This is a genomic window from Paenibacillus qinlingensis, assembly GCF_013204845.1.
GTDB classification, from domain to species: Bacteria; Bacillota; Bacilli; order Paenibacillales; family NBRC-103111; genus Paenibacillus_E; species Paenibacillus_E qinlingensis.
This window is the reverse complement of sequence record NZ_JABMKY010000028.1, coordinates 1-20,863: the sequence shown is the minus strand read 5'-3', so window position 1 is coordinate 20,863 and position 20,863 is coordinate 1. Positions and strand designations below refer to the sequence as shown.

General features: G+C 46.7%; 15 protein-coding genes. 13 read left to right on the top strand and 2 right to left on the bottom strand.

The annotated features are described in order from the left end of the window. Positions 1-109 precede the first annotated feature (109 nt). The 4 genes from HQN88_RS31765 (at position 110) to trpB (ending at position 6,608) form a co-directional block, all read left to right on the top strand. Complete coding sequence (locus HQN88_RS31765) at positions 110-1,438, top strand: ABC transporter substrate-binding protein (protein ID WP_173119862.1); 1,329 nt, start codon at positions 110-112, stop codon at positions 1,436-1,438. Between the two features lie 188 nt (positions 1,439-1,626). Continuing rightward, positions 1,627-2,607, top strand: coding sequence for an aldo/keto reductase (locus HQN88_RS31760; RefSeq protein ID WP_173119859.1), 981 nt, complete (start codon positions 1,627-1,629; stop codon positions 2,605-2,607). A 164-nt stretch (positions 2,608-2,771) separates the two neighbouring features. After that, the gene (locus HQN88_RS31755) at positions 2,772-5,246 is read left to right on the top strand and encodes a S9 family peptidase (protein ID WP_173119857.1); all 2,475 of its coding nucleotides are present in this window, start codon (positions 2,772-2,774) and stop codon (positions 5,244-5,246) included. 198 nt (positions 5,247-5,444) lie between these two features. Further along, positions 5,445-6,608 (top strand): tryptophan synthase subunit beta, encoded by a 1,164-nt coding sequence (gene trpB / locus HQN88_RS31750; protein ID WP_173119855.1) that lies wholly within the window; start codon positions 5,445-5,447, stop codon positions 6,606-6,608. A gap of 436 nt (positions 6,609-7,044) precedes the next feature. On the opposite strand, the gene HQN88_RS31745 is transcribed toward trpB, so the two are convergent. Continuing rightward, positions 7,045-7,935 (bottom strand): helix-turn-helix domain-containing protein, encoded by an 891-nt coding sequence (locus HQN88_RS31745; RefSeq protein WP_173119853.1) that lies wholly within the window; start codon positions 7,933-7,935, stop codon positions 7,045-7,047. Between the two features lie 122 nt (positions 7,936-8,057). Between HQN88_RS31745 and HQN88_RS31740 the strand changes: the two genes are divergently transcribed. The 5 genes from HQN88_RS31740 (at position 8,058) to HQN88_RS31720 (ending at position 12,345) form a co-directional block, all read left to right on the top strand. Continuing rightward, on the top strand, positions 8,058-9,131 hold the full coding sequence (locus HQN88_RS31740) for a Gfo/Idh/MocA family protein (RefSeq protein ID WP_173119851.1): 1,074 nt from the start codon (positions 8,058-8,060) through the stop codon (positions 9,129-9,131). 66 nt (positions 9,132-9,197) lie between these two features. Next, complete coding sequence (locus HQN88_RS31735; RefSeq protein ID WP_173119849.1) at positions 9,198-10,034, top strand: sugar phosphate isomerase/epimerase family protein; 837 nt, start codon at positions 9,198-9,200, stop codon at positions 10,032-10,034. A 170-nt stretch (positions 10,035-10,204) separates the two neighbouring features. Beyond that, positions 10,205-10,645, top strand: a complete 441-nt coding sequence (locus tag HQN88_RS31730) for a MarR family winged helix-turn-helix transcriptional regulator (protein WP_173119847.1) — start codon at positions 10,205-10,207, stop codon at positions 10,643-10,645. 73 nt (positions 10,646-10,718) lie between these two features. Beyond that, positions 10,719-11,363 (top strand): NAD(P)H-binding protein, encoded by a 645-nt coding sequence (locus tag HQN88_RS31725; RefSeq protein ID WP_337995185.1) that lies wholly within the window; start codon positions 10,719-10,721, stop codon positions 11,361-11,363. Between the two features lie 685 nt (positions 11,364-12,048). Continuing rightward, the gene (locus tag HQN88_RS31720) at positions 12,049-12,345 is read left to right on the top strand and encodes a hypothetical protein (RefSeq protein WP_173119845.1); all 297 of its coding nucleotides are present in this window, start codon (positions 12,049-12,051) and stop codon (positions 12,343-12,345) included. A 156-nt stretch (positions 12,346-12,501) separates the two neighbouring features. Here HQN88_RS31720 and HQN88_RS31715 read toward each other — a convergent pair whose 3' ends face one another. Further along, complete coding sequence (locus HQN88_RS31715; RefSeq protein WP_173119843.1) at positions 12,502-14,823, bottom strand: helix-turn-helix domain-containing protein; 2,322 nt, start codon at positions 14,821-14,823, stop codon at positions 12,502-12,504. 155 nt (positions 14,824-14,978) lie between these two features. Here HQN88_RS31715 and HQN88_RS31710 point away from each other — a divergent pair, with 155 nt between their 5' ends. The 4 genes from HQN88_RS31710 (at position 14,979) to HQN88_RS31695 (ending at position 20,660) form a co-directional block, all read left to right on the top strand. Further along, the gene (locus HQN88_RS31710; protein WP_246320574.1) at positions 14,979-16,499 is read left to right on the top strand and encodes an extracellular solute-binding protein; all 1,521 of its coding nucleotides are present in this window, start codon (positions 14,979-14,981) and stop codon (positions 16,497-16,499) included. A gap of 666 nt (positions 16,500-17,165) precedes the next feature. Beyond that, positions 17,166-18,707: an extracellular solute-binding protein gene (locus HQN88_RS31705; protein ID WP_173119841.1), complete on the top strand. Its 1,542-nt coding sequence runs from the start codon at positions 17,166-17,168 to the stop codon at positions 18,705-18,707. A gap of 87 nt (positions 18,708-18,794) precedes the next feature. Beyond that, complete coding sequence (locus HQN88_RS31700; RefSeq protein WP_173119839.1) at positions 18,795-19,745, top strand: ABC transporter permease; 951 nt, start codon at positions 18,795-18,797, stop codon at positions 19,743-19,745. A gap of 39 nt (positions 19,746-19,784) precedes the next feature. After that, the gene (locus HQN88_RS31695) at positions 19,785-20,660 is read left to right on the top strand and encodes a carbohydrate ABC transporter permease (protein ID WP_173119837.1); all 876 of its coding nucleotides are present in this window, start codon (positions 19,785-19,787) and stop codon (positions 20,658-20,660) included. Positions 20,661-20,863: the final 203 nt, after the last annotated feature.

Sequence of the window (20,863 nt, the reverse complement as noted above, 5' to 3'; positions counted from 1 at the left end):
TTATAAGCGCTGCTGATGAATGGAGTTGCTACCGTACCTTCGTTCCTTTTATCGGAAAGGCTTTAACACATGGACCTGAATATGGAAGACAGGGAAGGGGTTTAACAGAATGATGAAGAAGCAGATAAAAAGATGGGGTTTACTGACAGTTACAGCGCTTACAGCTGTAAGCCTAACCGCTTGCGGTGGCAACACTTCGACGAAAACGACCGAAACTGCAAAACCGAGCAGCGGTGCAGCAGCAACAGCAGCAGCAGTGAGTGATAAACCGGTGAAACTGCGTATTGTATGGTGGGGCTCACAAGCTAGACACGATGCGACCCTAAAGGCGCTTGACGCCTACACGAAGAAACATCCAAACGTTACGTTTGAACCGGAATTTTCCGGGTTTGATGGTTATGCGGACAAGCTGGCTACTCAGGCTGCGGCGAAAAATGCGCCAGACATCATCCAAATGGATCCGGCTTGGTTAGCGGAATATAGCGGAAGAAACCAGCTCGTGGAGCTGTCCAAAGGTATTAATACGGCGGATATAGATAAATCATTGGTTGACTCTGGTAAGTATAAAGATAAGTTGTATGCAATTCCTTTAGGGAATAACGCGACGGGCATGCTATTCAACAAGAATGCGGTGGACAAGCTCGGTATTACTCCTCCGGCAAATGGCTGGACATGGGATCAATACTTCCAATTCGGCAGAGATGCGAAAGCGAAGTTGGAGAAAGATAAATATGCGCTTATGGATGCGTCGAGTGATTACACCGTTTTCGCTTCCTACCACACCAGCCAAGGCAAAGGTTATCCGGTTACGGTAGACGGTAAATTTAATTTGGACAAGGATACGTACCTGACGTACATGAAGAAATATGGTGATCTTCGAAAAGAAGGCGTTGTTCCCCCTCCGGATATTGCGACGACAGATAAAGAATCCGATGCAAAGATGGATTTGATGAACAACGATACGGTCTTGATAAAGCGCAGCTTTGCAGCCTTGTTGCCTGGCTTTGATGGTGTGAAACCAGGAGCTTATAAATTTGTTACGCAGCCTAAAGGCGCCCAATCTAGCGGCTTCTTGAAGCCGTCTATGTTCTGGTCCGTCAGCGCGGACTCCAAGAATATCGAAGCATCCAAGGCGTTTATCGACTGGTTCGTGAACGACACAGAAGCCGCGGATATTCTGACAACAACTCGAGGTGTACCTGTTTCCAAAAAGGTTCTCGACTATTTGACGCCGAAGCTAACTCCTGCGGACAAACAGCAAATCGAGCTGATCAAGAATGTGGCTCCGGATGCGCAGCCATTTAATCCTGGCGCTAAAGGCTGGAGTAACTTTACAGCCAAGGACTTCAAGGATATTGGTGAAAAAGTGATGTTCGGTAAAATTACTCCGGAAGCGGCATATGAGGAATTGGTGAAGAAAGCAAAGGATTACCAATAGGCATGTAGGCAACTACCTTTGGGCAAAATATTAGAAACTCAAGTCGTCGAGATGTTCTCGACAGCTTGAGTTTTTCTCGTTGGCGACAACGCATCTCGCTTCATCGGGTGAATTGGGTGATTCCTACTCGTATCGTGTATAATCAGTGGAAGAATCACATCATAGCTAGTAAGGAATAGGTGAATAGTATGGTGGGGAAAGCAGTACTCCGGCAGATGGGCAGTTCGTCCTTAGCGTTATCGCCACTCGGACTTGGCTGCTGGCAATTCAGCAATGGTCAAGGAATGGTTGGCAAGTTTTGGCCAGTCTTGAAGAAAGCCGATGTGCGCAGTATCGTTCAGACCAGTCTCAAGGGCGGGATTAATTGGTTTGATACAGCGGAGGTTTACGGAAAAGGTCAATCTGAGCAAATGATGGCGGAAGCGCTGCGCGAAGCGGGGCCTTTGGCTGACGGAGCACATATTGCGACCAAGTGGTGGCCGTTCCTTCGCACCGCAAGCAGCATCACGAGTACGATCGATGAGCGCATACGGCTGCTGGAGAATCGGACGATCGAGCTGCATCAAGTGCATCAGCCGTTTTCATTTTCATCCGTTCGAGAGGAAATGAACGCGATGGCAGGACTTGTGAAGTCAGGTAAAATCAAGAACGTAGGCGTCAGTAATTTTTCTGCTGATAAAATGCGTGAAGCCGACCGCGTCCTCCGCGAGCACGGACTTCGCCTCATTTCCAACCAAGTGAAGTATAGCTTGCTGGATCGCAGGATTGAGCACAACGGGATCATGGATGCTGCTAAGGAGCTTGGTGTCGCGATTATCGCTTACTCCCCGCTGGAACAAGGGATCTTAAGCGGCAAGTTTCACAAAAACCCAGAGTTGGTGAAAGCGATCAAAGGTCCGCGCAAATTCACATCGTCTTTCCGTGCTTCAGGGCTGCAGAAATCGAAGCCGCTGATTGACAAGTTAGATGAACTCGCATTGATCTATGATGCGTCACCGACGCAGATCGCACTGAATTGGCTGATTCATGCGCATGGTGAGACGGTGTTCGCCATTCCAGGCGCGTCGAAAACGCATCACGCGGAAGAAAATGTGAAAGCCATGCAATTCACACTAACCGAAGAAGAATTAAAGCAAATCAGCGATGTTTCGAATCGCGTGCTGAACTAATAAGAGAAGCCTCCAATCACTTCATCGTGAGTTGGGGGCTTTTACCTATTTCGCAGAGAAATGAATGATATACAAATCTCTCCTATAAGTCTATGAATATACTATTTTCTGTCATATAATGGGATGTATTATATTCGTTGTATCTAGTTTACAGGGGGAGTATCATGAAGATTTTTATTCGAAAAGGGATAGCCGCCCTACTGGCCGCTGTTTGGATTGCGGCCGTTGTTGTGCCGATCAGTGCTCAGGCAGGCAGCAATGCTGTCGCCTATGAGGACGTGCCAGCCGATTACTATGCGAGCCAAGAAATTACATGGCTTAAACAAAAAGGGATTATTCAAGCCGAAGAAGACGGTAACTTTCATCCGGATGATGCCGTTACACGTGGAGATGCTGCGGTATGGCTCGGCAAGGCGCTCAAGGTGCAGAAGCCGAAGTCATTGCATGGATTCACGGATGTGCCAGAAGCCAGTCCTTACGCGGAAGCGGTGAACGCTTTGAAAGAAAGGAATATTGTCCAGGGGGATGGTGGGTTGTACCAACCTGAATCCTTCCTGACACGTGAACAGATGGCGAGCTTGCTCGTTCGTGCTTTTCAGCTCAAAGATAATGGCATTCAGGCCTGGATCAAGGATGAGGGCAGCATCGCAAAGCCGCATCATGAAGATGTAATAAGACTGAAGCAAAATTTTATTACCGAGCAATTGACGTTTATGCCACAGGATCGTGTGACGCGTGCACAGCTTGTCTTATTCATATATCGGACGATTACTGCGCAGGAAGAGACGTCACAAGGTGCGGTTTCATTAGATGATCTCTTGAAGCTACCAGATAAGGCTGCTTTACGTTTATCACCTGACGGTACGACATTAGCTTTATTGCAACCGTGGGAAAACCGTATGAATCTCTTTATTCAAAAAGTTGGAGAGACACAAAGCACACGGATTACCAGTTCCAAAGACGAAAATATTCAAAAACTATATTGGATTACAGACAAAGTGCTCGTCTATTCCGTCGATAACGGCGGTACCGAAAATACGCATATTCATGTTGTTCATGTAGATGGTACGGGTGATAAAGACCTGACTCCCTATACAAATGTAAAGGCGGACCTGCTTGATGTGCGGCCTGCTCAGAAAGAAGAAGATTTTGAACTTTTAGTTACCATGAATAAGCGGGATCCCAAAGCAATGGATGTTTATCGGATTAAGCTGGGATCAGGTGATACAACCCTCCATGTGCAAAATCCAGGAAACGTCAATTATTGGCAGACCGATAATTGGGGTCGTGTTCGTGCAGCGATAGCTGTAGAAGGCGAAAAAACAAGCCTCCTTTATAGGCAGGATGAGAACAAAGATTTTGAGAAAATTGCGAGCTTTGATGCAAATGATACCTTTATTCCTGTTATGTTCACTTACAATCCAGCGGCTAATGCAATTGATCAACTCTATGCGGCTTCCAACGTTGGACGCGACAAGGTAGCACTGGTTACTTATGATTTAAGCACGAAGAAAGAGACGGAAGTCATCTATGTAAATGACGAAGTCGATATTAGCAATTTCATTTATTCCTACAAGAAGAGGTCCATTCTAGCTGTTTCCTATGAGACGGATGATGTTCATTTGAAGTATTTGGATAAAGAGTTTGAAATGATGTCGCGCCAAATCGATGACAAACTGCAAAACACGCATTGGGGCATTATTGGTTCACCGGATAAAGATGTCCTGCTGCTGCATGCGGGAGGGGATAAGTCATATGGCAGCTATTATTTATATGATCGCAAGATGGAAAAGCTCGATAAAATTGCAGATAGTAATCCGAATCTGGATGAGAAGAAGTTGGCCGACATGAAGCCGATTTCTTTTAAAAGCAGAGATGGTTTGACGATTCACGGATATTTAACGTTACCTAAAGGCGCAGCAGCAACGAAACTGCCCCTTGTTGTCAATCCGCATGGCGGGCCGAGGGCTCGCGATTCCTGGGGCTACAGCTCGGAAGTTCAACTGTTGGCTAGCCAGGGGTACGCTGTGCTGCAATTAAATTTCCGAGGCTCAACAGGCTATGGGAAAGCCTTTCTGCACGCTGGAGATAAGCAATGGGGCCAAGCGATGCAGAATGATATCACGGACGGTGTTAGATGGCTGATTGAACGGGGGACCGCAGACCCTGAACGTGTGGCGATATATGGAGCCTCCTACGGTGGATATGCGACGTTGGCAGGTATGGCGTTCACGCCGGATTTGTACGCAGCAGGTGTGGATTATGTGGGTCCTTCTAGTCTATTAACGTTTTTGGACTCGATGCCGCCATATTGGGAGATTGGTCGTTCGCAGATGTACCAACAGGTAGGTGACCCTGTCAAAGATAAGAAGATGCTCCAAGCGTATTCGCCCTTGCTGCATGCGGACCAAATCAAAGCTCCTCTTATGATTGCGCAAGGCGTGAACGACCCGAGAGTGAAGAAAACGGAATCCGATCAAATGGTGGCAGCGCTACGCAAACTAGATGTCGACGTACCTTATATGCTTAAAATGTCCGAAGGGCATGGTTATGCCAAGTTAGAAAATGAACGGGATTTCTACCAGGCACTTATCCACTTTCTGAATAAGAACGTGAAGAACAAGAAGAAAGCGTCGTAGAATTATATTGAGGGCTGTCCTAGTAGGGGAGCCTTGAATGAATGAGAGGCCTTAGGGCCTCTTCTTTGTCTATGTGCTGACGGACTACTTCTTGAAGTTGTAAAATGTGCAACACCACAAACTGGCTATTTATGGTACGATGGAAACTAGGTCGGACAGACACAGACTATTACTATGTATATTGGAGGCGCTTACAGTATGAGTCAGGAACAATTGCAGGAAGGGTATTTTGGGGAGTTCGGAGGCAGCTTCGTGCCGCCAGAATTACAGGAAGTGCTAAATTATCTGAGTGAGCAATTCTATAAGTATAAAGATGATGCGGAATTTAATGAAGAATATAGTTATTATTTACGTGAATATGTGGGTCGCGAGAATCCACTGACCTATGTGAAGAGGTTGTCGGAGACTTGGGGCGGTGCGAAAGTATATCTAAAGCGTGAGGATCTGAACCACACAGGTGCGCACAAAATTAATAACGTAATCGGTCAAATTCTGCTCGCCAAGCGGATGGGCGCTAAGCGGATTATCGCCGAGACTGGAGCGGGACAGCATGGTGTCGCAACGGCGACAGCCTGCGCCATGTTCGACATGGAATGTATCATCTATATGGGCGCCGAAGATACGCGCCGTCAATCCCTGAATGTTTTCCGGATGGAGCTGCTTGGTGCTACCGTTGTTCCAGTTCATAAAGGACAGGGTCGCCTGAAGGATGCCGTTGACGAAGCTTTGGGAGATCTTGTTCAGAATTACAAGAACACGTTCTACTTGCTTGGTTCTGCGGTCGGTCCACATCCGTTCCCGTCGATGGTTAAACATTTCCAATCGATCATCAGCGAGGAATCCAAGCGTCAGATTCTCGAGAAGGAGGGTCGCCTGCCAGATGCGGTTATCGCTTGCGTAGGGGGAGGAAGCAACGCGATCGGCGCGTTTGCCCACTATCTAGACGAACCATCGGTTCGATTGATCGGAGTTGAGCCGGATCAAGCGCCTACGTTGACTGAAGGTGTTCCGAGCGTCATTCACGGCTTCAAGTGCCTGGTGCTGCTGGACGAGGAAGGCAACCCACGCAAGACCTATTCGATTGCAGCCGGTCTCGATTATCCAGGCATAGGGCCGGAACATAGCCATTTGAAAGTAACGGAGAGAGCGGAATATGCGACAGTCAGCAATGATGAAGTTTTAGCGGCATTTCAGGAGCTGTCTCGCACGGAAGGGATCATCCCTGCGCTTGAGAGCGCACATGCTGTCGCTTATGCGAAGAAGCTTGCTCCAACGATGAGTAAGGATCAAATCATCATCATCAACCTCTCTGGTCGCGGAGACAAGGATGTCGAACAAGTGTTCCAAATGCTTAAGAAATAAACGATCAGCAACAAGCCGTCATGTAAATGTAACAAACCTGAAATCTGAATTTCAGGTAAATTTAAGGTAACAAGCCTATACTAAATTTCGACCCCCTTTTTAAATATAGATAACTTGAGACCTGCGGCCCGTTGCTGTGGGTCATTTTTTTTGTTGATGTACGGATTTAGAAAATTCCGAATTGCATATTATTCCATAGATCATACAAATAGCCCACAGTCAGGATGGCAGCGAGCATAGTAATGCATGCGTTAAATTGTTTGAAAATGATGGAGGTCAGTAAGACCGCTAGTGGAAGATAGTACATATAAAGATGTAGTGGGAGGGCAGCGCAGTTCAGTTGAACGGCAAAAAAGCTGCCTCATGGCAGCTTTCTAAGTACGCAGTAAAAGGAAGAATCAGGACAATAGCTTTGGTTGTATCATGCCAGTCCAGTTTACGTTACTGCACGACCATGCTCAACCCGCCTGTACTCCTTCGGCACAATTCCCTTACTCTCTCGGAATATCCGCGAAAAGGTTTTGTACGAGCCATAGCCAACTTCCAAGGCGATCTCCGTGACACTCATGTCGGTGGAGACCAGCAGGCTGCAGGCATGACGCAAGCGCAGATCGTGCAGGAAGTGGACGAAGGTTTGGCCTGTCGTTTGCTTAATCACTTCGCTGATGCGTGACACGCTCATCGTGAAGCGAGCTGCCAGATCGGATAACGCCAAATCCTCTTGATAATTCCGATGGATATAATGAATAATCGGCCACACGGCGTGGCTGGATCTTGAGGTGGATTTGGCCAATGTTGCAGCTTCTTCCTCTCGGCCTGCGTGCTGGAATCGATGCCGATCGAAGCGGATTAGTATTTCCTTCAATTTGGCCTTCAGCAGGGTCTGCCTGTACCGCTCGTCACCGTGATACTCTTTCACCATCTCTTCGATGAGAGCTGACATCATCTCTTGCTCAGCCCCTTCGAACTGTACATAAGCTGGCAATCCATTCGCATCATTAAACAGATCAGAGAGGCCTTGATCGTTGCCTGGTTCCATGAGCAGATCCATACTGAACATGCCGTTGAAGAGAACTAGCTTTTGACCCGGGTTCGTAAAAATCTCATGCACCTGATAGGGCAGCACAAAGGTGAACGTGCCAGGTGCCATCGTATGTTTCACATCATTTATCGATTCTGCGCCATGTCCTTCTACCACATAAGAGAACTCAAGGTAATCATGACGGTGCGCGCGAAAACCGTGCTCTAATGTATTTCTACTTAGGTGGAACGGGAAGGGGGAGTGCATATTGGGGTATGTTTTCAGATAATCTGGAAAATACGTCATGATCGGTCAGGGCTCCTTCGAAAAAATGGGACGTTTTCCGAATATACGGTACGACTTCTTAGTGATCTTATTTTATCATAAAAGCAGAGTCAACAGCGTGTACTTATGAGGAGGAACGAATCGTGGAAAGCGTTAACAAAATTAGAATTGGTATTATTGGTGCAGGCAATATTGGCGGGGTTCATATTCGGGAGTTTTCAAAGCTGGCAGAACTCTGTGAAATTACGGCGATTACGGATGCGTACTTGCCTTTAGCTACAGCGAGAGCGCAAGAGCATGGCATTGCTCATGTGGCTGCCACACCGGAAGAACTGATTCAAAGCGCGAACGTCGACGCTGTTATTATTGGGGTGCCGAATCAATACCATGCTTCCCTTGCTGTACAAGCGATTGAAGCGGGCAAACATGTACTTATCGAGAAGCCAATGGGCATTAACGCCGAAGCGGCGAAACAAATATATGAAGCAAGCAAAGCGGCGAATACGATCGTGATGATTGGTCACCAAATGCGCTGGGAATCCGTTCCTATCCAAATCAAAGAGCAGGTTGAAGCGGGCGAGCTAGGTAAAATTTATACAGCCAAAACAGGCTGGTTCCGTCGCAAAGGTATCCCAGGATGGGGAACTTGGTTCACGAAAATGGATGAGTCCGGTGGCGGTCCATTGATCGATATCGGCGTTCATATGCTGGATCTTGCCCTTTATTTGATGGGGAATCCGAAACCAGTTTCTGTTGTTGGTGCAACGTATGCAGAATTCGGACCGCGCCGCAAAGGGATTGGCACATGGGGCAAGCCGAATTGGAATGGTACGTATGATGTAGAGGATTTGGCGACTGCGTTGATTCGTATGGAAGATGGCAGCACGCTGACGCTTGAAGTGAGCTGGGCCGTTCACATGGACACGGACAACACGCCTTTCGTGCATCTGATGGGATCGGATGGCGGAGCTAGTTACAAGGGACCTACGGGGAAATTGCTGACAGAGAAATTCAACCGTCCGATCGAGACTGAATTGAAAAAGCCTGAGAATGATGAAGGCGAGCGCCTACGTCTTAGCCTACATTTCCTAGATTGTATTCGTGAAGGCAAACAGCCGATCACATCGGCACTTTCCGGTTATACGAACAATTTGATTCTTGATGCGATTTATGAGTCTTCGCGTACGGGCAGTGAAGTGAAGTTGAACTGGGATTAGTTGCGGATAGAACGATGAACAGACTAGAAAAAAACGATAGCAGAAACCATTTGGAGGGATTATCCGATGCTTAGAGGATTAACGAGAGCAGGGCTTGGCAAGATTGAGAGCAATGAGCAGTTCATCGAGTTAGCGGCAAAATATGGCTTCCAAGCGGTCGACATCGACGCTTTGAGCCTTGTAGAAGCTCACACCGTTGCTGGTGCACGGGAGTTACTAGAGAAGAATGGACTCGTCGTCGGTTCCATCGGTTTGCCCGTGGAATGGCGTTCCACGGAAGAAGTGTTCCGCGAGGGGCTGCCGAAGCTAGCCCAAGCCGCGGAAGCGGCAGCAGCGCTCGGCTGCACGAGCTGCTGCACGTATGTGCTGCCCTCGACGGACCTCGGGGCAGCGCACTTCATGGCGCTCGCGACGCGCAGATTGCGCACGTGCGCCCAAATCCTAGGCGCCTACGGCATCCGCCTAGGGTTGGAGTTCGTCGGTCCGCATCATCTGCGGACACGTTGGCAGAACCCGTTCATCTGGACAATAGATGAAACGCTGGATTGGATCGATGCGATTGGCGAACGCAACGTGGGCTTGCTGTTCGATTCGTACCACTGGTACACGAACGGTGGGACTGTCGCTGATATCGAGAAGCTCCGCGTCGATCAGATCGTGCATGTGCACATCAACGATGCACCGGATGTGTCGGTTGAGGACGTGCTAGACAACGGACGTGTGTATCCGGGCGAGGGTGTTATTGATTTGGCAGGCTTCCTGCAAGGCCTGAAGCGTATTGGCTACACCGGCGCCGTGGCGCAGGAGATCCTGACGGCCGAAGCGCCGACAGATTCTCCGGAGAGCTTGGTGGAGCGGTCCAAAGCTGGCTTCGACAAGGTGTACGCGGCGGCGGGGCTGTAGGTTCTGTGTTGTTTGGAGAGCGAATCCATTGGGATTCGCTTTTTGGTTTCTGTGGGGCACTGCTGCCTCGAACGCAACTCCTTGGGGATTTGAATTTGACAAATTGCTCGTAATTGTAGTAATTTAATATCAAACAAGTTAAGTGCTTAACTAAATGGCGGTGGTGACATATGAAAGAGCTGCATGAATACGTTCATGATTTACCGATGCATACACGCGTTTTTTTCTCACTGGTGGAAGCGACGGCAAATTTAGTTGATGTCTCCGAAAAATATTGGCAATCCAAAGGTTTGAATGGTGCAAGAATTCGAATTTTGGTTGAACTTATGAAGGAAGGAGGAACTATGCTACCCTCGATGCTCGCCAAGAAAATTGGCGTTACGAAACCGAATATTAGCCTTTTACTTATCCCATTAGAGAATGAAGATTTAATTCGTCGGGCAAGTCATCCCAAGGATGGTAGAAAAACAGTGATTTCAATAACAAGCGAAGGTCAGAGTCTACTGTTAAAATATTTACCTGAAAATCGTCAAAAAATTGCCGAAAAAATGAAAGTGTTGGAGGAACAAGAAATGAAACAACTTCTTGTTTTATTAAATAAACTACGGTGATAATAACCTAGTTTTATTCATTTAGTTAAGTTCTTAACTTAAATTATAACTTTAGGAAGAAGGGAAAAATCCAATGGCGATTGTCATTACAGGGGCTAATGGTAAATTAGGGAGCTTAATCATGAAGCAACTCCTTAAGAAAGTTTCAGCCGATCAAATCATTGCTTGTGTTCGCCAACCTGAAAAAGTAGAAGAATATATGAAGCAAGGCATTCAAGTGCGATTCTGTGACTACGATAAACCTGAAACACTTGATCAATCATTTGCCGGAGCCTCCAAGCTATTATTGATTTCAAGCTCTAATACCGATGATACGATTCGCTTACGCCAACATGCCCATGTCATAGAAGCGGCGAAAAAAGCGACAGTGGAGCATCTTCTATTTACGAGCTTTGCTTTTCCTGGAAAGGGCTCGATTTCACCAACTCATCTATATTTGGCTACGGAGCATGCCATTCTTACAACCGGAATTCCATATACGTTTCTGCGGAATGCCTTATACACTGATTTTGTCGGAGTGCTTGGTTTGGATGCTGCAATAGCTGTAGGCGAGCTGAGCGTTTACCCTGGAAATTGGAAATTTAATACCGTGACTCGCCATGATCTCGCTTTAGGAATAGCAGCAGTTCTTAGCGAATCGGGCCATGAGAATAAGACATACGAACTTACTGCTCCTCACTACTGGACATTCCATGATCTAAGCGGTAGCTCTGTCTGACCTTACAAGTAAGCCAGTTTCCCTTCGTCAGAATCCTCAGATTCAAAACTGGATATATGGGTTCTTGGGCAAGATTGATACATCTTCTACCTCAGCAGATTTGGAAAAATTAATTGGAGGGCCCGTCACTTCACTAAAAGAAAGCATTGCACAATTTATCGCCACTTAAAAAATGATTAACAACTTTACGCAGCCCAACTTGCTGCAACTTAACCAACCCAACTCACCTAACTAACTTACCACAACCTAGAGTAGCCTCGATCGACCGCGCTTCCAACTAGCTGAAATCTGAATTAAGGGAGCTTTGGCGGCTCAATGACACGCTTTGCCCCCTTTGAGAAATAACTGGACTTTCTCCAGCTAATTCGTGGGAAATCCACGTCTGAGGACGTTTAACTGGATTTCCTACAGTTATTTTCCTGCCTTTTCCACGTCAACGCCAAAAAGCTGAAAATTAGCTGTAGGAAATACATCTAATCACAGATTCTCAGTGAATCCGCTGAAATTAGCTGTAGTTTTTCCAGCTAAATGGCGCCACAGTAGTCCCAAGCTACCTTCCGCAGCGATTCCCCCAGCCCCATTCATCCCCTTCGACAAAAATTCCTACGTTTCGTCCCTAAAGTGTGACAAACTTCTCACGGAAACTCGGGTACGATTTTAAAAAAAGCGAAAAGGAGATAAGATCATGCAAATTAAGAATAAACAGGATATCGGCTTGATTTTGGACAACTTTTCAAACTTCGCAGAGTGGGACGCAGCAGGGAAGAAGCTTTACCTTGTTTTTGCTGATAAAAAACGTGGAGGTCAATGGACCTTAATGAGTTATGAGGACGAACGCTTCAGTGTGCATGGCGTTGGGAAAGATTATGAGGACGCAGAAGAGTTGTTCTTTGATGAGCGTAATCAGGTGCTCTCCTTCCTGTGGGACAACCGTGCCGCGCTTAAAGCAGCGGTCGATTCGAGCCAAGTCGTTTCGGCGTAATCGCGTAGAAACGAAGATCATGTGGACAAGCCTCCTCGAGGCTGTCCCACATCTCGCAAGACGAACAACAGCCTGCGAAGCCACCAACAATCATGTGGTGGCTTCGCAGGTTGTTTGCTTTTTACTGTCCTCGCACTTCACTCAGGCTTCCCGCCCCTAAGTACTAGGCGGCAAGCCCTCCCTCTGCTTATCCCGGTACTGACCGGGCGTAAGCCCTTCCTGCTTCCGGAAGGAGCGGATGAAATTCTGCGAGTTGTTGTAGCGCAGCTTCGAGGAGATATCCTTGATCGGCATATCGGTCTCGGAGAGCCATTTTTTCGCCATATTGAAACGATAGTTCGATAAGTAATCGCTGAAGGAGCAGTTCGTCTCTTTGCGGAAAATGCTGCTCAAATAATTAGCATTGTAATGCAAGCGAGAAGCGCATTCCTCGAGTGTCAGATCCGTGTCGTAATAATGCTGCACGAGATCGATAATTTTTTCGGAAATGTTGTGGTACTGCGCATCCTGTCTGTCGCGGTAAATACGGATCAGCGGATGGATGACTTCGGTCCAGAACCAGTCCTCGATCTCGGCGGTCGTGTGCAGGCCGAGCACTTCCTCGAACAAAGAGCCTTTGTTCGGGTGAATTTGATTCAAGGCGATGCCAGATTCCTGCATCATCATCAGTAGGTTGTTGAGCAGCCGCGCTAGCGGAATTTGATACTCCTGCGGGGTGAGCTGCGCCGCAAAAACAGCATGCAGCAGCTGCTTCAACAGCTCGCGCGATTTATCCTTTTCGGCTAGCTTAATGCTGTCTATTAGTTCATTCTCAAGAGGCTTCGGATAGTTCAAATTCAAGTAATGCTTGCCTGAGTTGATGTTCTCATACTGAATGATGATGCCCTCGCCGAGCTTGATACGATGCTTCAAAGCCTCCAAGCCTTCTTTGTAGGCCAGCGACATCTGGGTGAACGCATGAATCGGCAGGGAAATTCCAATGGAAATATCCAGCTTCAGGAAGTTATAAATATGCTGTTGCACCTGCTCGGTCAGGCCATACACCATCGTGCGGAAGTCACTATCAACTGAGTCCGCGCTACCGATTAAAGTAACGATGGTCTGGTCAATCAGGATCGGCGCTAAGCGCTGCTCCGAAGGGATGAGCTCCTCCATCATGTTGTGCACGGCGAAGAGCAGCAGTTCCATGTCCTTTTTCTCATAGCGCGTGTGGTCGATGGCGTCGATTTGGATGGTGATGACGGACATTGTTTTCCAAGCAGCGATATGGTCGGTATAGCCGAATTGCGCGAGTTTTTCGAGCAATTCCCCCGATTTAATGTGCCCTTGAAACGCCTTAATCAGGAAGAAGGTCCGCACCTGGCCGATATGCTGATGGACTTCTTTTTCGAGCTGCGATTTCGATTGGAACAACGTATGCACATGCTCGCTGATCATCTGAAACTCATTCGCTTTGCGTTTCTGATTCCCGCTCACCAAGCCTCCGATTTGATTCAGAAGAAGTTGGATCGGTGAGTACATTCTACGCGAAACCAACCATGCTAGCACCAAAGCAAGAAGCAGCATCAGTATACAAATGTAGATCGTATAGGTCCCGATTTTGCTGGATTCTTTGGTCAAGCTTTCGATTGAAGTCAAGGAAAGGTAGGTCCAGTTGTTCAGGTTCGAACGCAAAAAAGTAACGGAATACGGTTTGTCGTGAATGGAGGCACGGAACTGTCCGCTGCCATCTTCAAGCGATTTAAGGTCGGTCAGACCGGCCGCAGTAATAGATTTCCCAATCAGACTGGGATCGCTATTCATCACGATTCGCTGTTGTTCATCCATGATGACAATGTCATCGGGATGTTCACGATCACTTTGAATCATATCCTGCAGTGAGCAGGCGGGAATATTGGCTAACGCCATGCCGAATTTATCGAGCCCGGTGGTAGGCAGCTTTTTAACTAACGAAATACTATAGTCGCAGGTCACGCTTCGCGCATTTTCTTCGGTGTAAAACCACTCGGAAGGATTTAGTAGCCACGTACTGTTATCCTGCGTATTCATCAACGCGATTAATTTATCGGCAAACGGGTAGGTATCGAATCGGTACAGCCCTGAATTTTTGATCATCCAGTTCTGTTTCGCATTAATCAAGAGCACATCTTCCAGCCTCGTGTCAAAAGATTGCATGTACCGAATCTCGCTTCGCAGATCATCGTACATCATGAAATCGGTTACAGTTAGCGGCATATCCATGGCCTTTTTGAGAACGGTGGAATTAATGACCTGATTCAGTGTATGGTTGACAGTGGTTAATTTCTGCTCTACATTGGAGTTAATTTGGGTGATTAACTGCATTTTTCCTTCGTTTACATTTTTTTGTATCTCGCTTGAAGACGTGAAGAAGGCGAAAGCGCCGATAAAAATCACAGGCAGCGTACTAAGCAGGAAGCTGAATATCGTCATTTTGCTAAGAAAACTTAAAGAGCGCATCGCATCCAACACCTTATCTGTTCAAAGAATCATTCGTCAGACTATCTATGTATTGTAGTCAAGAGTGCGGTTCAGATCAATAATCATCTGCAATTGGGATAATCATTATCTCATATTTACTACCCAAAACACAGCTGTTGCAAGGAGGAGTTAGCATGAGAAGTGGAATAGTTGGCCAGCGGTTTAAGTGGACAGGACGAATGAGTATAGCTCTTATTGCCATCCTGTTAATCAGTGCTTGTCAGAACAACAACACGCCAAAAGCAGAAGATGATAAAGGCGCAAGGCCTGTAATTTCTATTATGGCACCTCTTCATTTTCCACATCCGCCGATACCTGAGCTTGTCCAAGCGATTGAGAATCGAACGCAAACGAAGCTGGAGCTGAACTGGGTTCCTGATGGCATTTATACGGATAAAATGAATACGGCTCTTACGACCAACTCATTGAAAAAAGCAACTTACGTGAAATATACGGACTATATGTTGATGAAAAATTCGATCCGTTCCGGCGCATTTTGGGATATTGGGCCTTATTTGGCTGCTTATCCGAACTTGAATAAGTTGAATAAAGAGATCTTGGGGCAAGCGGCAGTTGATGGTAAAATCTATGGCTTATACACGGAGCGCCCGTCCTCGCGGCAGGGGATTATTATACGTGAGGATTGGCTTAATAATCTGAAGTTGAAAAAGCCAACGAATTTAAATGAGCTTTATGAGGTTTTAAAAGCGTTCACATATGGTGATCCTGATCGCGACGGGAAGGACGATACGATCGGATTAACGGACCGCAATGATTTGGTGTTCGGTTCTTTTAAGACGCTCTCCTCCTATTTTGGGGCACCGAATAATTGGGGCGTGTCGGGTGGGAAGCTTGTACCGGAGTTTGAAACGCAGCCGTATATCGAAGCTATGAATTTTATGAAGAAGCTATATGAGGAGAAGCTGATTAATTCGGATTTTGCCGTGACGAGTAAGGAAGTGCAGCGGGATAAGCTGATTCGGGGCACGGCCGGCGTGTACATTGGCAGTATGCAGGATGTGCAGCGTCTGTCTGATGAGGCGCAGTTAGTGAATCCAGAGGCGAGATTGACGTTGGTCAATCATATTGAAGGACCGCAAGGGTTTCACATATGGTCTATTCCTAATTATAGTGCATTATATTTGTTCTCGAAAAAGGCGATGCGGACTGAGGCGGAGCTCAAGCAGATGTTGCAGTTTTTTGATCGGACGATGGATAAGGATGTCGCCAATCTCATGAAGTATGGTCTAGAGGGCCGGCATTATACGGTTAAAAATGGGCAAATTCAGCTCTCCGAAGAGACGTCGAAGATTCGTGTCAACGAAGTCAACGCGTTGTATGCGCTGATGATCGCAGATCTGAACAACCCGAATGTCATTCCCGTTGTGGAAAGTGAATCATTATCCCAACTGGCTGATACGCTTAGCTTGGATAACGAGAAATACGTCGTCAAGGATCCGACACTCGGCATGGAGTCGAAGACCTACGACGAGCGAGGCGTCGAGCTGTACAAAATCATCTCCGATGCGACGTACAATTATATCCTGGGCAAGCTGGATAAAGCGGCTTTTCAACAAGAAATCGAGCGTTGGAAGCGCGGCGGCGGGAATCAGATGATAACGGAGTATAATGAGGCGTATGGGAAGAAGGGGTAGTTGGGTCCCGCACCTGCAAACTCTGGGACATCGTGCGAATAACTGGATTTCCTACAGCTAATTTTGTCGGATTTCGTTGGGAAATGCGATTAGATGGAAAATAGGTAGTTAATTTGAGCTACTATCGTCGAAATGGGCAGTTTAGCTCAGATTAAATGGAGGAAATCCATCTAAATCGGAAATTGGGCGTATTGTGGAGAATTTAGATGGAGATTTTCCAGTTATTCACCTGATTGAGGTAAACGTACAATGGCAACAAGTAAGTTGCACGTATAAAACAGGCGTGTTAAGATTATAAATAACAAAAGAGACGTGCGGCTAACACGTCTCCTGTACAATCATTTGGTGGGCAACCTCCAAGGTAGTTGCAAGGTGTAACCCACTGATTAGGCCTTCAACCTGAGTGGGTTACTTTCGTTTTTCGATATAGGTTAACCATAACGAGTCTACCAACCGGTAGACTTTTTCTTTTGCCCTTTTAGGGCGAAAGACTCAACCCCACGGCCTGAAAGGCCTCCTCAATAATCATCTACTCACCTGATAATCATCATCTCACATCCCGCGCCAGACGTGGGTTATATGAGTAAATGATTGTTTCGGCACCCGTAGCGAACCGTGTAATGTGTGAGTTGTAGCACACCACATTTTCACGGAGGTCAAACCGATATGAAGAGAAATTTAGTTACGATTCCACTAAGCGTACTACTCGTTTCCAGCTTTGCTCTGGCCGCATGCGGAGATAAAGAAACACCTGCATCAACATCTGCAGCATCGTCATCAGTGGCAGCGACGACAACAACAGCGCCGAAACCGACAGACAATACACCAACAGCGATTACAATCATGGCACCGCTGAATACAGCACAAACACCTCCAGATACGATTATTAAAGAACTTGAAAAGCTGACGAACACGAAGTTGACGTATCAATTCTTCCCGGCAGACACGTATGAAGAGAAGTTGAACACGACGTTTGCGACAGGCGCACTGCCACAAGCAACGTATTTGAAAAACCAAGCAACGTTCATTCAAATGAAATCAGCGATCCGTGATGGACAGTTCTGGGAGATTGGCCCTCTATTGAAAGACTTCCCGAACCTAAGCAAATTGAAATCCACAACGAATGACAATACGAAAGTCGATGGCAAATTATACTCCTTGTATCGCGGTGTAGACATCGCTCGTCAAGGTCTCATCTACCGTAAGGACTGGGCAGACAAGTTGGGTCTGAAACCTCCTGCTAATCTAGATGAATTGTTCGCCATGGCGAAAGCGTTCACTGAAAATGACCCAGACGGAAATGGTAAAAAAGACACCATCGGTTTAACAGATCGTAACGATCTGATCTATGGCGCATTCAAAACAGTTGCTGCTTGGCAGGGAACACCGAATAACTGGGGCACGAAGGATGGCAAGCTAGCTCCGGAATTCATGTTCCCACAATATGTAGCGACGATGGATTATTTCAAAAAAATGCGTGATGGCGGCTACATCAATAAAGATTTCGCTGCTACGAGTAAAACTGATCAACAAAAACTGTTCACAAGCGGAACTGCAGGGATGTACATCGGAGCGATGACAGACGTTTCCACGTTGAACAAAGATTTGGTCAAAAACGTACCGACAGCTGTAGTTGATGTACACAGTATGGTAGCTGGACCTGACGGCAAATTCGCAGCATGGGCACTACCTGGTTATGCCAACGTTGTGCTATTCCCGAAATCCGCGAATAAAACGGAAGCTGATCTTCGTAAAGTACTCGCCTACTTCGACAAAATGATGACACCAGAAGTAGCTAACATGGCGAACTGGGGCATTAAAGATGTGAACTACAGCGTAGCCGATAACAAAGCGAAGAAGCTGGATGAAGAGAAATGGACACGCGAAGTGAAACCGTTCACAGATGCAGCAATTGGTGATGAAGATACGTCTGGCAGATTCTTGGGTATCCCTACGATTCCAGCACAAGGTAAAGCAGATGAGTTGAAAATCGCGAACCTGAAGTTTGCCGTTCAAGATCCCGTAGCGGCACTAGATTCCAAAACAAACCTTGAAAAAGGTGTTCAACTACAAGCGGTTATCGTCGATGCAACGAACAAGTACATTTACGGAACGCTGGATAAAGCTGGCTTTGATAAAGCGGTTGAAGATTGGAAAAGTCGTGGCGGCAGCAAAATCATTGAAGAATACAATGCGCTTAAAAAGTAATTCAGCAACACCGTGTCTGACTAGTCAAGGCGAGAGGGCTGCTTGCACCGCGGCAGTCTTCTCCTTTTAAGGAAAGGAAGAAGTCCTATGCAAGAAGTGAATGTGTCGCAACGTGTTGTCGCGAGGAAGTCGAGCAGTGAACTGAGCAGGCGTCTTTGGAAAAATAAATGGATTTATGTTATGTTGCTGCCGGGGATTCTCTACTTTATTGTCTTCAAATATATCCCCATGTATGGATTAATCATTTCCTTCCAGAACTACAAGCCCTTCAAAGGAATTAGCGGGAGTGAATGGGTCGGTTTTGAGCATTTTCAGCGCTTGTTTACAGAGCCGGATTTCTTGAATATTTTGAGCAATACGTTAATCTTGTTCGTTATGAATCTCTTATTTTATTTCCCGATTCCGATTATTTTGGCGCTCATGCTGAATGAAGTCAGAGGGGATCTCTTCAAGAAAGTGTTTCAAACGATCGTGTACCTGCCTCACTTTATGTCATGGGTCATTATCGTCTCCATCTCCTTCGTTATGCTGACTATGGATGGCGGCGTTATCAACGAGTTAATTACGTATTTCGGCTTTGAAAAGGTGAATTTCTTACTGGCTCCAGAATGGTTCAGACCGATTTATATTCTGCAAGTCATTTGGCGTGAAGCAGGTTGGGGAACGATTATTTATTTGGCGGCGATTGCCTCCATCGATCCTGGGTTGTATGAGGCTGCTCGTATAGATGGCGCAGGACGTCTGAGACAAGTGTGGCACATTACGCTGCCAGCGATCCGAAGTGTCATTATTGTTTTACTAATTTTGAAAATTGGTGCGGTTCTCGAGCTCGGTTTTGAACATGTGTATTTGCTTCTTAACTCCATGAACCGAGAAGTTGCTGAGATCATTGATACTTATGTATATACAGCAGGTTTGAAACAAGGGCAATTCAGCTACAGCGCAGCGATCGGTTTGTTCAAATCCTTTATTGGACTTGTTCTGGTGATGATTGTGAACCGGATTGCGAAGAAAATGGGCGAAGAAGGCGTTTACTAGGTTTGAGTAGAGCGTAAAGCAGCTAGGAGGTTGAAAGTCGTGGTAGAAGATAAAACAATGGCCGGCAGAATGTTCGGTATTATCAACTATTTGTTATTAACCATTATCGGATTGGTTACGATTATCCCGTTCGTGCACGTGGTGGCAGGTTCCTTCACGACGAGTGCGGAAATGGCGGCGAAGAAATTCGTCCTCATTCCGACGGACTGGAGTATCGAGGCTTATCGATTTATATTTTCAACGAATACGATATTTAAAGCCATGGCCGTATCGATCGGGACGACGTTTATCGGCACCATGATCAGTATGTTCATCACAGCGCTGATGGCTTACGGCTTGGCACGCAGAGATGTGGATGGACGTAAAGTGATTATGTTCCTCGTCGTATTCACGATGTTGTTCCACGGCGGGTTGATCCCGACGTTTCTGGTCGTCAAGGAGCTTGGCATGATCGACACCTATTCGGCGTTGATTCTACCAACAGCGATTAGTGCGTTTAACTTAATTATTTTGAAAAATTTCTTCCAGAACATCCCCGAAGGATTAGAAGAGTCGGCGAAAATTGATGGCTGCAGCGACTTCGGTATCTTGTTCCGTATCGTGCTGCCGTTGTCGATGCCGGCGATTGCTACGATTTCATTGTTCTACGCGGTAACCTATTGGAACACGTATATGAGCGCGATTCTCTACATCAATGAAAGCGCTAAGTGGCCGATTCAGGTTTTGCTTCGTCAAATCGTTGTGCTTGCCAGCGGCATGGACGTGAGTTCCGATTTGGATAGCGTAGCACCACCACCAGCGCAGTCGATCAAAATGGCCGTTATCGTTGTAGCAACGCTTCCGATTCTGTTGGTTTATCCGTTCTTGCAGAAGCATTTTGCTAAGGGTGCGATGATTGGATCTATTAAGGGATAGGTAAACCGATAGACGCCCTGGAGCTCAAGCAACTCCAGCAATCTAGGGAACTCCCCGCCGCGTCGCAGGTTAAATGGAAAACTGGACCTCTGTCAAGAAAGTAGACACCTAATAAGAGAAGTTAACTAACGCTTTTGTAGTAAAGTTCTTCAAATCGATCCGGCGAGACATAGCCCAAAGAACCATGGATTCTTTTACGGTTG

Excerpts from the sequence above, each read along its gene's own strand:
- HQN88_RS31735 (WP_173119849.1), top strand. The coding sequence starts at position 9,198 with ATGCTTAGAGGATTAACGAGAGCAGGGCTTGGCAAGATTGAGAGCAAT.
- HQN88_RS31720 (WP_173119845.1), top strand. The coding sequence starts at position 12,049 with ATGCAAATTAAGAATAAACAGGATATCGGCTTGATTTTGGACAACTTT.
- HQN88_RS31710 (WP_246320574.1), top strand. The coding sequence starts at position 14,979 with ATGAGAAGTGGAATAGTTGGCCAGCGGTTTAAGTGGACAGGACGAATG.
- HQN88_RS31705 (WP_173119841.1), top strand. The coding sequence starts at position 17,166 with ATGAAGAGAAATTTAGTTACGATTCCACTAAGCGTACTACTCGTTTCC.
- HQN88_RS31755 (WP_173119857.1), top strand. The coding sequence starts at position 2,772 with ATGAAGATTTTTATTCGAAAAGGGATAGCCGCCCTACTGGCCGCTGTT.
- HQN88_RS31745 (WP_173119853.1), bottom strand. The coding sequence starts at position 7,935 with ATGACGTATTTTCCAGATTATCTGAAAACATACCCCAATATGCACTCC.
- HQN88_RS31765 (WP_173119862.1), top strand. The coding sequence starts at position 110 with ATGATGAAGAAGCAGATAAAAAGATGGGGTTTACTGACAGTTACAGCG.
- HQN88_RS31725 (WP_337995185.1), top strand. The coding sequence starts at position 10,719 with ATGGCGATTGTCATTACAGGGGCTAATGGTAAATTAGGGAGCTTAATC.
- HQN88_RS31760 (WP_173119859.1), top strand. The coding sequence starts at position 1,627 with ATGGTGGGGAAAGCAGTACTCCGGCAGATGGGCAGTTCGTCCTTAGCG.
- HQN88_RS31730 (WP_173119847.1), top strand. The coding sequence starts at position 10,205 with ATGAAAGAGCTGCATGAATACGTTCATGATTTACCGATGCATACACGC.
- HQN88_RS31715 (WP_173119843.1), bottom strand. The coding sequence starts at position 14,823 with ATGCGCTCTTTAAGTTTTCTTAGCAAAATGACGATATTCAGCTTCCTG.
- trpB (WP_173119855.1), top strand. The coding sequence starts at position 5,445 with ATGAGTCAGGAACAATTGCAGGAAGGGTATTTTGGGGAGTTCGGAGGC.
- HQN88_RS31700 (WP_173119839.1), top strand. The coding sequence starts at position 18,795 with ATGCAAGAAGTGAATGTGTCGCAACGTGTTGTCGCGAGGAAGTCGAGC.